Source organism: Pseudomonas sp. 18.1.10, from assembly GCF_024655625.1.
Classification (GTDB): domain Bacteria; phylum Pseudomonadota; class Gammaproteobacteria; order Pseudomonadales; family Pseudomonadaceae; genus Aquipseudomonas.
In genome coordinates, this window is the sequence record NZ_JANLGL010000048.1 from 23,984 (window position 1) to 36,056 (window position 12,073).

Sequence of the window (12,073 nt, forward strand, 5' to 3'; positions counted from 1 at the left end):
TGCCGCCCATGCTTGCTCCGATCCTGCTCGCGCTGATGTCCCTGGCCATGCTGTTGCTCGGCCTGCACCTGATGCGCCGTGGCGTGCGCCAGGCGCAGACCGACCGCGTGCTCGAACGCCTAGGCCACGGGCAGCCCGACAGCCCGGAAAACAACCCGGTGCTGACAGGCCTGGAACGCACCTTTATGCGCGCCGGCCTGGGCAAGCCGACCGAGCGCCTGGGCCTGTGGCTGACCCTGTGGGCGCTGGGCGCGGTGCTGGGCTTGCTCGCCTTCGAATGGCTGGGCTTGCTGGTGATGCTGCTGGCGCCGCCGCTGGCGCTGCGCTTCTACATCTCGCTGCGCTATCAACGCCGGTTGCGGCGCATGATCGAGCAACTGCCGCAATTGCTCGACCACGCCGTGCGCAGCCTCAAATCCGGGCGCACCCTGGCCGATGCGGTACTCGGCGCCATCGATGCCAGCGAAGACCCGCTGCAAAGCGCCATGGGCCGCATCAAGCGCAACGTGTTGCTGGGGGTCAGCCTGCCGGAAGCGGCGCACGATTTCGCCGAGCTGTACGAACAGGATGAACTGCGCCTGTTTGCCCTCGGTTTGAAGGTCAACCATCGCTATGGCGGCAACGCCAGCGAGCTGCTGGAAAACCTTATCAAGATGATCCGCGAGCGCGACCAGGGCGCGCGCCAACTGCGCGCCATGACCGGCGAAACCCGCGTCACCGCCGTGGTCCTGGCGCTGCTGCCGGTCAGCGTGGCCGGCTACTTCCTGCTGACCAACCCGACTTACCTGGTGGGCATGTGGGCCGATGGCAGCGGTCAGTTGCTGCTGATCGGCGCGTTCAGCATGCAGATCATCGGCTGTGTGGCGCTGTGGCGCATGCTGAGGAGCATCTGACGATGGCCGTGCTCATCAGTATTGCGCTGTTTCTCGCCGCACTCGCCCTGGTGGCCGTCAACCTGATCGGCCAGCGCCGCCAGCAACGCCTGGTGACCCAACGGCTGCAAGGCGACACGGTGCGCCACGACAAGGTCGGGCACTTGCTGCGCCAACTGGGCAACACGCGGATCGGCCAGCGCACCATCAGCCTGGACAACGAAACCCAGGTCTTGCTCAACCGCATCGGTTGGCGAAAGGCCAGCCAGCGCTCACTGTTCGCCGCCTGCCAGGTGGGCGCACCGATCCTGTTCCTCGGGCTGACGATCCTGTTGCAAAGCGTGTTTTTCCCGGATGTCGCCCATGCCTGGCCTGCGCCGTTCCTCGGGCTTGCCACGGGCTACCTGTTGCCCAAGCGCGTGCTGGCGGCCGTGGCCAAGCGCCGCCAGGAGCAAATCTCCCAGGAGGTTTCGACCTTTATCCCGCTGCTGCGCATCCTGTTCGAGTCGGGCATGGCCGTGGAGCAAACCCTGCGGGTCATGTCCAACGAAGCCCAGCAGTTGCTGCCGGTGCTGACCTCGGAACTGCGCCTGGTGCTGGCACGGGTGGATTCGGGCCTGGAGCTGGGCGAAGAACTGAGCAAGACCAGCCTGATGCTCAGCGTGGATGAGTTCAGCGACACCTGCGCGATCCTGCAACAGCTGCTGTATCAGGGCGGCGGCGCGATGAAGTCGTTGCAGGCGCTCAAGCAACTGCTGGATGACCGGCGCCTGACCCGCATGCAGGAATACATTTCCAAGATGTCGGCCAAGATGTCGGTCGTGATGATGGTCTTTCTGTTTCCCGCGCTGCTGATTGTCTTGGCCGGCCCTGGGTTTATCGCCATTTCCAAGGCCATGGGGCCTTGAGAGGACGCACCATGAAATTACTGATTGCCGCGTGCAGCGTGTTGTTGATGAGCGGTTGCGCGAACATGGGCCAGACACCCTGGGCCGGCTTCGCGGGTGCCAGCAGTTGCTCCAAGCCCAGTTCGGACCAGGAGCTGTCACTGAACCTCGCGGATGACCTGGCCAATGAAGGCAAGCTGCACGCCAGCCTGGCCAACCTGCAAAACCTCGCGGACAACCTGCCCCAGGTGCGCCTGCGCAAGGCCAAGGTGTACCGGCTGCTCGGCCGCACTGAGGCCGAGCCGATGTACCGCAGCCTGCTGGGCACCTGCATGGCCGCCGAGGGCGAACATGGCCTGGGCCAACTGGCGGTGGCCAGGGGCGACAACGGCCAAGCCCTGGAGCACTTGCAACGGGCCGCCAAACTGTCGCCTACCGATGAAAAAATCCGCAATGACCTGGGGGTGGTCTACCTCAATCAGCTGCGCATGGAAGACGCCCGCTTCGAATTCCTCACGGCCATGGAGCTCAACCAGAGCAGCTCACTGGCAGCGGTGAACATGGTCACCTTGCTGATCTACCAGAACAACTGGAAGCAAGCGTCGCGGTTCGTCAGCCGCTTCAACTTGAGCCCCGAGCAGTTCAACCAGGCCCAGGCCCGCGCCGAGCAGCTCAGGGGTTCGGCAACCGCCGCCAAGGGCCAAGTGGCGACCGTCAAATAAGGGAGTGTCCCAATGAAACTCAAACCCCTCGCCCACCTGCTGTTGGCCACCCTGCCCCTGACCGCGCTGGCGATCGAGCCCGGGCCGTCATCGGTGTACCAGAGACAGACCGAAGGCTGGCTGCAAATGCAGATCAAAGGGCAGTTGGCGACATCCACGCCGCAAAAGGCCTCGCCGGCTGAGCGCGAGCAGGCCATGCAGCGTTTGATTGAAAGTTACAAACACCCCATTCCCGAATACTTCGACCAGAAACAGGGTGGCACTGCGCCAAGCGGCAATAACTAGTGGGCGGTGACGCGCTGGCGAATCGCCGAGTTGCTCGGCGACAGCGCCAGCGCCAGTTGCGTGCGGTTATGCATATGGGTCAGGCGCAGCACTTGGGACACGTAGAGTTTTACCGTGTTCTCGGTGATGCCCAGCTCACAGGCGATCTGATAGTTGGTCTGGCCTTTGCCGACTAGGCGCGCCACGTCCAATTGGCGGGGGGACAACTGTTTGAAGATGGCCGGCATTTCACTGCTGTCGGCGTCCGCCAGATCATCCGGCGCATCGCGACCGGCTTGCTGCGGGCTGCTGCGCACTTTGTCGAGGTCGTGGTACAGGTCATCGATCGAGGCCGACAGAAACTGCAGCTTCTGATTCAGTTGCCCCAGCTCTACGCCCTTTTGCCGCTCACGCAGCACCGTCTCCTGGCGTTGCAGGCCTTCGAGCAGTTCGTCGAGATTGATCGGCTTTTGATAGTAATCAGCAATCCCGGCACGCAACGCCTTGATCACATCCTGTTTGTCGGCGCGACCGGTCAGCATGATCGCCTCGAAGGCGCGCTGTTTGCCGGCGATGCGTTGCAGCTCCTGGACCAGCTCGATGCCGTCCATGTCCGGCATGTGCAGATCGCACAGCACCAGGCCGATCTCGACGTCTTCACGAAACCGCGCAACCGCTTGCGGGCTGGAATGGCAGGGCACGCAACGGTACCCGCTGCTTTCGAGGAATTCGCACAACTCTTCCACGATCAAAGGCTGATCGTCGACCACGAGCACTTTCATTTGCGGGGTAAGCTTGTTCACGCGCTACTCCATGCCTGGGCAAGCCAAAGTCTGATCAATCCGTGCCAACAGCGTCTATTTCGCACACCGTAGCTATAAACGTAGACGCACTTTCCTACTATGTACATAGCGATAGCCTACGTCGCGACTAAAGGGATCCAAAGCCAGGCGAGGGTAAATCCGACCAGTAAAAACGGCGCGAAGGGTTGTTTTTTTGACTGCTCGGGCCCCAGGTAGTGAAGGGTATTTCTAACCCCTTGATTCATCAGCGGCCATAATTTTGGCGCCAGCAGCAACCAAGCCGCACTGGCCAGGCCGGCACCGATAAAAGTGCCGAGCAAGTACTCACAATTGGTCGCCAGCGCCAGGGCCGCCAGCAGTTTTACGTCCGCAGCGCCCAGGCGGCCCAGCGCGTAACCGGGCAAGGTGAACAGCACCGCGAGGGCAAACGCCCAGCCGCCCTCGGCCGGCGTGGCGCCCAGCCAGGTGGTGCCGCGCCACAGCAGGTAAACCAGGGCCAGCAGGAAGGCACCGAGCGTCAGGGCGTTGGCGATCTGCCGGTGGCGGATATCTTGCGCGGCGCACAGCGCCAGCCAGGCAAACAGAAAGAGGCTCTGAACCACGTAAAAAAAATCCCTTTTTGCTGAATGATTCTATGCTGATATCAGGTAGTGGTAGTCAGGGTAGACGCAGTCATGAGAAAGGGCCTCCCTAGAAAACAGAAAGGTGCCGCCGCGATTGAATTCGCGCTGGTGTTCATGCTCTTTTTTGCCGTGTTCTATGGCCTGGTCAGCTATAGCCTGCCGTTACTGCTGTTGCAGTCGTTCAACCAGGCAACCGCCGAAGGCGTGCGCCGCAGCGTCGCGCTAGACCCCACCACCCCCGGCTACGCCGCCGCCGTCCAGGCCCGCGCCGTGGCGGGTGCCCAGGCCCAATTGCAGTGGCTGCCACCCGCGTTCAAATTCGTACCGGCCTACATCACCACGAGCTTCACGGCCAACCTGCTGACCGTGCAGATCAACTACCCCTCCAGCAACCTCAAAAACGTGCTGCCGTTCCTCGTGCTGCCGGGCTTTGGCACCGTGCCCAACCTGCCAACCACGCTCACAGCCCAAGCGAGCCTGCAATTTTGACCTCGGGGGAAAAGTTTTTCGATCGCCTCCTCGGCCGCCCGCCCGAGGCCCCTGTACCAACGGCCCTGGTGCCCGCCAGCGCCGGTTTGCAGATCGATCTGGACAACCTTGGCCGCGTGTTGCACATCCACGGCGCCCTACGCCATCGCCTGGTCAAACAAGCCACCACACAACAACCCGCCCCGTTGCTGGCCTACCTGTGTGACCACAGTGCCGTGGTGATCGAAGGTAGCCCCGCCGACTGGCAGGGGCAGACCCTTGACCTGGACTTCCACGGGTTTGCCGGCAGCCTCCTGCACACCCGTGGCTGGCTACAACCCCAAGGCGATGGCTGGCGCCTGCAGCTGCTGGATATCGGCGACTTGCTCGCCCACCGCCAGCTCGCCGACACCCGTGAACGCCACCAGTTGCTCAGCGCGCAGATCAGCGAACGCTTGCGCGTGTGCAGCCTGGCCCGCCTGCCGGAAGTGGTGCAGGACAACCTGCACAGCATCGCCCAGCACTTCAAGGTGCCCTGCGTGGCCATCGCCCTGCTCGACGAACAGGACCAGGGCTGGCAGGTCCACAGCCAGTACCGCGCCTTTGACGCCCCGCTGTTGTGGCGCGATGGCCAGCTCCTCGGCGGCGCCCTGGATAGCCTCGGTGGCACCGCCCCTGTGCACCTGACCCGCAACCACGGCCACAGCGAGCATCCACGCCTGCAGGGGATTTTCGGCAATGCCGAAGGTTTCCTGGTGCCCTATCGCGACGATCACGGCGTCGCCGCGTGGCTGCTGTGCGGTTTTTTCCAAGCCGAGGACGCCTTTGCGCGGGACTGGCTGCAACTGGCCGCCGCCCTCGCCGCGCCCCTGCTCAGCCGGCTGCGCGAACAGCGCCACCAACAACAACTGGATCGCCTGGACGCCCTGCAAGGCTTGCTCGGCACCGGTTGGTGGGAGTTGCCCAACCACAGCGAAGACATCCAGCTGGCGCCGCAACTACAACAACACCTCGACCCCGACGCCCCGGCCACACGCCTGGCCGTGGCCGACTGGCTGCTGCTGTTCCACCCCGCCGACCGCCAGGAACTCGCCAGCCGCCTGCAAGACCTGCAGACCCTGAGCAAACCGCTGTCCACCAGCGTGCGCCTGCACCGCCTCGACGCGGCGCAAAACCCGGTGTGGTATCGCGTGCAGGGCCAGGCGCTGGGCGTGGGCAATAACCGCCGGCTGATCGGCTTCATGCTCGACATCAGCGACATCAAGAACCAACAGCAGCAAGCCGCCGCCGCCCATGCGCGCCTGGACAACCTGATCGCCAGCGCGCCGGCGATCATCTACGTGCAGCGCTATGTCGAAGGCACCCTGCAACCGCTGTTTTTCAGCGACAGCCTGCTGCCCTTGCTCGGTCGCACCCTGGCCGAATGCACCCCGGCCAGCTTGATCGAATGGCTGCACCCCGACGACCGCGACCTGTACTTCGCACGCACCCGCCAATTGCTGCGCGAAGGCAGCGTGCGCAGTCGCTACCGGGTTCAGGACAAACTCGGCAACTATCATTGGTTGCTCGACGAAGCCAAGTTGCTGCGCGACGACCTCGGCCTGCCGGTGGAAGCCGTGGGCCTGTGGCTGGACGTCACCGAGGCGACCCTGGCGGCCGAGCAGGTCAAGCAAAGCGAAGAGCGCTACCGCATCCTCGTGGAAGACTCGCCGGCGATGATTTGCCGTTATCGCCCCGACCTGACCCTGACCTTCGGCAACACCCCGCTGGCCAATTACCTGGAGTGCCAACCCGAGCAATTGCCGGGGCTGAACCTGACGGACTGGCTGTCCGATGAGCAACGCGCCAGCTTCGTGCAGCGCATCGGCCAACTGACCCCGGAGTTTCCGGTGAGCACCGCCGAAATCAGCCTGCAACTGCCGGGGCGCGCGCACGCCTGGTGGGTGTGGTCGGACCGTGGCGTCTTCGATGAGCACGGCGCACTGGTGGAAGTACAGGCCGTGGGCCGCGACAACACCGAAGTGCGCCGCTCCCAGCAACAACTGACGCAAAGCGCGAAAATGGCCACGCTGGGCGAAATGGCCACGGGCCTGGCCCACGAGATCAACCAGCCGCTGAACGTGATGCGCATGGCCATCGCCAATGTGCTCAAGCGCCTGAGCAGTGGCGAAGTGCAGATCGACTACCTCACCGAGAAACTCCAGCGCATCGACGCCCAGGTGCAGCGCGCGGCACGGGTGGTGGACCATATGCGCGTGTTCGGCCGGCGCTCGGAAATCGAGCAACAACCCTTCGACCCGGCACAGGCGGTGGAAGGCACCTTGTCCCTGCTCAGCGAGGGCCTGCGTGGCAAGGGCGTGGATGTGCGCCTGACCCCGGCGGGCTTCACGGTGCAGGTCAAAGGTTACGTCGACCAGCTTGAGCAGGTGCTGATAAACCTGATGGTCAACGCCCGCGACGCGTTGCTCAGCCAACGGGAAAAACAGCCGGACCTGCGCCCCTGGATCGCCGTGCACAGCGAACATGACGCCAGCCACGTGCGCATCTGGGTCGAAGACAACGGGGGCGGCATCGACCCGCGTTTGCTGGAGCGGATCTTCGAACCGTTCTTCACCACCAAGCCCATCGGCGTGGGCACCGGCCTCGGCTTGTCGGTGAGCTACGGCATTGTGGAGAACATGGGCGGACGCCTGAGCGTCAGCAACGGCGAGCACGGCGCGCAGTTCTGCGTGGAGTTGCCGCTGGCCTAGTTCACCAGCGCCGCCTGGCCGTGGGGCTTGCAGCTGAGGTTGGCGCCGACTTCGACCTGGTTCAGGTTGATGCCCAGGGTCATGAGCAAACCATTGACCAACGGATCGACAATCGGGCTGAGCACGTTGCCAATCACCCCGCCCAGTGTCGTGGTCAAGTCATTGAGCAACGTGCCACCGGTGACCAACAGCGAGCCCAGCAGGTTGAACCCTGTGGGTTGGTAGACCTGGAATTTCAACCCGGTTTTCAACGCGGTCCCGATGGACGCCACCAGGTTGGTGGTCGACAGCGGATGATAGAGCGGTGGCTGCTTGATCTCCGGTGGCTGGGGGAAGGTGTAGGCGGCACCGGTCACGGGCTGTGTGCCCACGCTAGGGTCGATGAGAACGCCTATCCCGCCGCCATAAAACGGCTTGCGGGAGCTTTGATCGCAGACCGTTGGCCCAAGCCCCAGCAGCGGCTTGAGGCAGGTGATCGCACCGATGTCGAGCACCGGCAGCGGTGGCACCGGGGTCAATGGCGGGCTCGCGCCCAACGAATTAATGAGCGTAGGGCTCTGGCCTATCTTGATAGTCACCAGCGACGTGTTGGTTTGGGTGGTCAGCGTTTTGGTCGCGTCGCTGACACAGGTGAACCCAGTGACATAGCTTTCCGCGCTACCCAGTTCGAGAATCACGTCCACGCTGGGCACCGACGGATTGGTCGCGGACGACAGCAGCCTCAAGTCAGTGGTCTGGCAAGGGGTGCCGCCAATCGCACAGAAGACTGAACTGAGCGTCCCGGCCAGGTTCAGGCTGAGCAAATTGTTCAGCACGTCGGAAAGCGGGCTGACCAGGCCGTTCAAGGCCGTGTTGACCAAAGGTGTTGCGAGCAGCGGCAAGGTCACCGTCAGGCCCACGCTGACCTGGGCGGTGCGCACATAGATGCGCGTGGTCGCATCGGTTTTATTCTTGGCATACGTGGGGTCGCCAATCGACGACAACTGCGGTGGCTGGATGACTTTGACCTTGACGTTCACATTGACCCCCGGGATCGTCACCGGCACGTCGGCCACCACGCCGTTGGTCTTGTTGGCCAACTGCACAAACGCTTGCGCCAGCTGGAACGCATTCACCGTGGTGTTGAGCCCCGACGACACCGCCCCGGTCTGCAATTGCAGGAGGGTGCCCAAGGTTACGTCGGCGTTGCCCACCAATACGCTGATCTTGCCCAGCGCCGTCGCCGCTGCCACCGAGGCAGTCCCGCCGCCGGCCTGCAACACCGTGACAGCGGCATCGATCAATTGACCGATCTTGAGGTTCTTGGCCAGCAGCTCGTCGTAGTTGCCCGCTTGCACGTTCACGTTCAACGCCAGCTGGTTCAGGTAACTGAGCAGGTTGATATCGCTGCCCACCAGGCCTTGATAACCCACAACCCCCAGCGACAGGCTGCCGCCCAGCAGTTTGCCGAACAGCAGGTCCAGGGCATCCGACTTGGTGCTGTCGACCGTCAACAACGTGGACTTGATCGTCAACTGCGCCTGCGGCGGCAGGATCTTCGGCGCGGCAACCGCCTTGGCCGTCAACGGGGTCGTCAGGTTGTAGGCGTTGCCATTGAACAGCGACCACACGCCCCCGGCGACACTGGTCAACACCGGGCGCGAGGCGATCACCTGGATGGCGTCGGTCTTGGTTGCGTCGGCACTGAACACCCGCAGATTGCTGGCGTTGGTGGTCAGCGTGCCGCAGTTCACGTTAAGGGCATTGCCGGGGGGGATCACATAGCCGTTGCGCGTGGCGCTGGCGCCCGCATAGACCGGCGCGGTGTTGGTGCCGGGGAGGCAATTGCCATTGCGCTGCACCGCTTCCAGGGCGGCCATATCGGCAATGCCTTGCAACTTGCGCTTCTCCAGATACAGGCGCCCGCTGTCGATGACCAACAACAGGAAGACCAGCGCCAGCCCGAGGGTCAGGGCCGCCGTCAAGCCAATCGCACCACGCTGCCTGGAACGAAGTCGGGGAGACATCGAGCACTCCTTTAGCGCTTACTCTCCGTAGGTGCAGTGGAGTGTAGACAAGGCTTGGCGGGTGCGCTGGCCAGTCGCCACATTGGCGACTGACGGAGATGTTGTGTCTGCCACAAAAACCAAATGTGGGAGCTGGCTTTTTGTGGGAGCGGGCTTGCTCGCGAAGGCGGTGTGTCAGTCAGCACATCCGAATCTGATACTCCGCTTTCGCGAGCAAGCCCGCTCCCACACAAGCCCGCTCCCACAGGGGATTGCGGTGTTTTTTAGTGCGGCGGGTAGTTGGAGAGAATTTTAGCCACCGTCGTGCGAATCGCACTGCTGCGATCCTGCGGGTTCGGCGTGCTGGCCATCATCTGTTCGTCACTGCCGCGCCACACCAGCTTGCCGTCCTTGCCGTCCAGCAGGTCGATCTGGATGGTCGCCACCTTGTAGGTGATGTTGCGCGTTTCGTTGTACATCGGCGCGCCCCAGTAGCCATTCCACGGCCCGCCCCAGGCGCCGCCGTAGTTGGTGGTGACTTGTTGCTGGCGGTCTTCGACGATCAGGTAGGCCTGCACGTTCAAGTCCGCCTTGGTGCCTGGCGCCGCCGGGCGCAGGCCGCGTTGGTCAAGTTGCTCGCCGACGGCCTGGCGGATGCGTTGTTCGGTGAGGTCGCTCTTGATGCGCGGATCATCCGGGCGGTATTGCAGCGCCGGGTCTTTCCAGGCCCAGTTGCGGTAGGCGCCGAAGTCGCGGCTGGCGTCAAAATCGTGGTTGACCTGATTGCTCTGGCAACCGCCCAGCAGCACTAAAAAAGCGAGCGTTGCGATACGACGAAACATGGTTGTTCTCCAAAGTACGACCTGAGCTTGGGATGAGAATAGCGCTTAACTCGGCGGGTAGGCGCTCAGTGCCTTTTGCACGGCCTTGCGCAACGCGTCGGCGCGTTCGCTGAGGCTGCCCTGGCTGGCGGTTTCTGCGCTGGTGCTCCACACCGGCTGGCCGTTGCGCGCGTCGAACAGGTTGACCCGCACCACCGCCACCGTCACTTCATACGTGCGCACGATCGGGGCCGAGTTGTACATGCCGTAGCCATTGCCATAGCGGTTGTAGCCGCCGTAGCCGTAGCCGTAGTCATCCTGGACTTGCTTGAGACGTTTCTCCAGGCGCACGTCGGCGCTGACCAGCAGGTCGGCGGGCCTGTTGGCGCGCTGCGGGCGCAAGCCGCGCTGGTCGAGGGCGCCGCCGACCGCTTCGGCGATCTGCGCCGAATCGGCCCAGGCCGTGCCGGGCGGGAGCTGGCCGTTGCGCCAGGCCCAACTGCGATACGCGCCGTAGTCACGCACCGGCGCGGGGTAGGCGCTGGCATCGAAGGTGTTGGCCGCCTGCGCGGGCGCGGGCGGCATCGGCGCCGAAGCGGCCACGTAAGGGTTGGGGCTGGAACACGCGCCCAGACCAAGGGACAACAGGATCAAACAGAGACGACGCATTTCGACCTCCGCAGACTGGGCCGCTTAAACCGGACGGCAGATCCAGTGCAAATAACGCCCAAGTCCGGCAAAGCTTGGGTGACGACGGTGAGCGAGTTCCATCTCCAACAAGTCCTGTAGATTCGCGCGGGCCTGGAACTCCACCGGCATATAGTCGTGGAAGACCCGCACGCCGCTTTGGCTTTCGACCTGCCAAAGGCCATCGAGTTGCGCCGCCAGCTCACGCGGGTCGAGGGGCTGTTGCGGGGTAAGGCTCTGTTTTTCGCCGGCCATGTCGTTCTTGCGCATCTTGCGGAAGTGGCCTTTGAGCAGGTTGCGATAAATCAGCGCATCGCGGTTGTAGAACGCCAACGACAACCAACCGCCGGGCACCGTGAGTTGGTGCAGCACCGGCAGGATCGCGTGGGGTTCGGCCAGCCATTCCAGCACGGCGTGACACAGCACCAGGTCGTAGGGCTCGGTGAGTTGGCCGAGCAATTCTTGCCAGGGCGCATGGATAAAGGTCGCGGTCTGCCCGGCATCGGCGAAGCGTTGACGCGCGCCGTCGAGCATCGGTTCGGCGGGTTCGGCCAGGGTCACCTGGTGGCCTTGCTCGGCCAGCCACAGCGACATATGGCCCAGGCCCGCGCCGATATCCAGCACGCGCAATGGGCGCTGCGGCAGCGCTTCAGTCAGGTCGGCCTGGAGCACGGCCAGGCGGATGGCACCTTTGGCCCCGCCGTAGATCTTCTCGGCGAAGCGCGTGGCCAGTTGGTCGAAGTGGCGATCACTCATGGGCAAAACGCCGTTCGCTGTCGGCCAGCTTGGCGCGCACCACCTCGTTCATGTCCAGGCCCAATTCGCTGCACAGCAACAACAGGTACAAGACGATATCGCCGACTTCCTGCCCGGCGTGGGCGAGCTTTTCAGCGGGAAGCTGGCGGGATTGGTCTTCGCTGAGCCATTGGAAGATTTCCACCAGCTCGGCCATTTCCACGCTGGCGGCCATGGCCAGGTTTTTCGGGCTGTGGAACTGCTTCCAGTCGTTGTTATCGCGGATGCGGTGCAGGCGTTCGGTGAGGTGTTCGAGGTTCATGCGAGGGCTCCTGAAGGTGTGTAGCTTCGGGGGGTTTGGCCTTGAAGGCAAGTGAATCTCCGGGTGTTCTTGAGGACGCCTTCGCGAGCAAGCCCGCTCCCACACTTGAAGGTATTCACAGATCAAAATGTGGG

13 protein-coding genes are annotated in these 12,073 nt (G+C 63.4%); 6 read left to right on the top strand and 7 right to left on the bottom strand.

What is annotated here, in order from left to right; translation table 11 throughout:
* Window positions 1-8 precede the first annotated feature (8 nt).
* Genes NUV89_RS11155 through NUV89_RS11170 form a run of 4 tightly spaced genes read left to right on the top strand, consistent with a single transcriptional unit; the run spans window position 9 to window position 2,766 of the window.
* Entirely contained in the window at window positions 9-893 is an 885-nt protein-coding gene (locus NUV89_RS11155; RefSeq protein WP_257781331.1) for a type II secretion system F family protein, read from the top strand.
* Between the two features lie 2 nt (window positions 894-895).
* Window positions 896-1,780, top strand: coding sequence for a type II secretion system F family protein (locus tag NUV89_RS11160; protein ID WP_257781332.1), 885 nt, complete (start codon window positions 896-898; stop codon window positions 1,778-1,780).
* Window positions 1,781-1,791: 11 nt separating this feature from the next.
* Window positions 1,792-2,481, top strand: coding sequence for a lipopolysaccharide assembly protein LapB (locus NUV89_RS11165; protein WP_257781333.1), 690 nt, complete (start codon window positions 1,792-1,794; stop codon window positions 2,479-2,481).
* Between the two features lie 12 nt (window positions 2,482-2,493).
* The gene (locus tag NUV89_RS11170) at window positions 2,494-2,766 is read left to right on the top strand and encodes a DUF3613 domain-containing protein (protein ID WP_257781334.1); all 273 of its coding nucleotides are present in this window, start codon (window positions 2,494-2,496) and stop codon (window positions 2,764-2,766) included.
* Here the strand turns inward: NUV89_RS11170 and NUV89_RS11175 are convergent.
* Together NUV89_RS11175 and NUV89_RS11180 are read right to left on the bottom strand one after the other, a co-directional pair.
* The gene (locus NUV89_RS11175) at window positions 2,763-3,548 is read right to left on the bottom strand and encodes a response regulator transcription factor (protein WP_257781335.1); all 786 of its coding nucleotides are present in this window, start codon (window positions 3,546-3,548) and stop codon (window positions 2,763-2,765) included. The genes NUV89_RS11170 and NUV89_RS11175 overlap by 4 nt on opposite strands.
* Window positions 3,549-3,664: 116 nt before the next feature.
* A complete protein-coding gene (locus NUV89_RS11180; RefSeq protein WP_257781336.1) occupies window positions 3,665-4,150 on the bottom strand; it encodes a prepilin peptidase in 486 nt (161 codons plus the stop codon).
* A 72-nt stretch (window positions 4,151-4,222) separates the two neighbouring features.
* On the opposite strand from NUV89_RS11180, the gene NUV89_RS11185 reads away from it, so the two are divergent.
* Together NUV89_RS11185 and NUV89_RS11190 are read left to right on the top strand one after the other, a co-directional pair.
* On the top strand, window positions 4,223-4,660 hold the full coding sequence (locus NUV89_RS11185) for a TadE/TadG family type IV pilus assembly protein (RefSeq protein ID WP_257781337.1): 438 nt from the start codon (window positions 4,223-4,225) through the stop codon (window positions 4,658-4,660).
* Complete coding sequence (locus NUV89_RS11190; RefSeq protein ID WP_257781338.1) at window positions 4,657-7,389, top strand: PAS domain-containing sensor histidine kinase; 2,733 nt, start codon at window positions 4,657-4,659, stop codon at window positions 7,387-7,389. Before NUV89_RS11185 ends, NUV89_RS11190 begins: the two co-directional genes overlap by 4 nt.
* Here the strand turns inward: NUV89_RS11190 and NUV89_RS11195 are convergent.
* The 5 genes from NUV89_RS11195 to NUV89_RS11215 all read right to left on the bottom strand — a co-directional run bounded on the left by NUV89_RS11195 (window position 7,386) and on the right by NUV89_RS11215 (window position 11,939).
* On the bottom strand, window positions 7,386-9,395 hold the full coding sequence (locus tag NUV89_RS11195; protein ID WP_257781339.1) for a pilus assembly protein TadG-related protein: 2,010 nt from the start codon (window positions 9,393-9,395) through the stop codon (window positions 7,386-7,388). The genes NUV89_RS11190 and NUV89_RS11195 overlap by 4 nt on opposite strands.
* A gap of 263 nt (window positions 9,396-9,658) precedes the next feature.
* The gene (locus NUV89_RS11200) at window positions 9,659-10,216 is read right to left on the bottom strand and encodes a DUF4136 domain-containing protein (protein ID WP_017737277.1); all 558 of its coding nucleotides are present in this window, start codon (window positions 10,214-10,216) and stop codon (window positions 9,659-9,661) included.
* A 45-nt stretch (window positions 10,217-10,261) separates the two neighbouring features.
* The gene (locus tag NUV89_RS11205) at window positions 10,262-10,864 is read right to left on the bottom strand and encodes a DUF4136 domain-containing protein (protein ID WP_257781340.1); all 603 of its coding nucleotides are present in this window, start codon (window positions 10,862-10,864) and stop codon (window positions 10,262-10,264) included.
* A 24-nt stretch (window positions 10,865-10,888) separates the two neighbouring features.
* Window positions 10,889-11,638, bottom strand: coding sequence for a methyltransferase (locus NUV89_RS11210; RefSeq protein ID WP_207043686.1), 750 nt, complete (start codon window positions 11,636-11,638; stop codon window positions 10,889-10,891).
* Window positions 11,631-11,939, bottom strand: a complete 309-nt coding sequence (locus NUV89_RS11215) for a MazG-like family protein (RefSeq protein ID WP_257781341.1) — start codon at window positions 11,937-11,939, stop codon at window positions 11,631-11,633. The genes NUV89_RS11210 and NUV89_RS11215 overlap by 8 nt, the downstream gene beginning before the upstream one ends.
* Window positions 11,940-12,073: the final 134 nt, after the last annotated feature.

Coding starts and splice junctions, on each gene's coding strand:
- NUV89_RS11165 (WP_257781333.1), top strand. CDS start 1,792: ATGAAATTACTGATTGCCGCGTGCAGCGTGTTGTTGATGAGCGGTTGC.
- NUV89_RS11170 (WP_257781334.1), top strand. CDS start 2,494: ATGAAACTCAAACCCCTCGCCCACCTGCTGTTGGCCACCCTGCCCCTG.
- NUV89_RS11210 (WP_207043686.1), bottom strand. CDS start 11,638: ATGAGTGATCGCCACTTCGACCAACTGGCCACGCGCTTCGCCGAGAAG.
- NUV89_RS11205 (WP_257781340.1), bottom strand. CDS start 10,864: ATGCGTCGTCTCTGTTTGATCCTGTTGTCCCTTGGTCTGGGCGCGTGT.
- NUV89_RS11195 (WP_257781339.1), bottom strand. CDS start 9,395: ATGTCTCCCCGACTTCGTTCCAGGCAGCGTGGTGCGATTGGCTTGACG.
- NUV89_RS11160 (WP_257781332.1), top strand. CDS start 896: ATGGCCGTGCTCATCAGTATTGCGCTGTTTCTCGCCGCACTCGCCCTG.
- NUV89_RS11185 (WP_257781337.1), top strand. CDS start 4,223: ATGAGAAAGGGCCTCCCTAGAAAACAGAAAGGTGCCGCCGCGATTGAA.
- NUV89_RS11215 (WP_257781341.1), bottom strand. CDS start 11,939: ATGAACCTCGAACACCTCACCGAACGCCTGCACCGCATCCGCGATAAC.
- NUV89_RS11200 (WP_017737277.1), bottom strand. CDS start 10,216: ATGTTTCGTCGTATCGCAACGCTCGCTTTTTTAGTGCTGCTGGGCGGT.
- NUV89_RS11155 (WP_257781331.1), top strand. CDS start 9: ATGCTTGCTCCGATCCTGCTCGCGCTGATGTCCCTGGCCATGCTGTTG.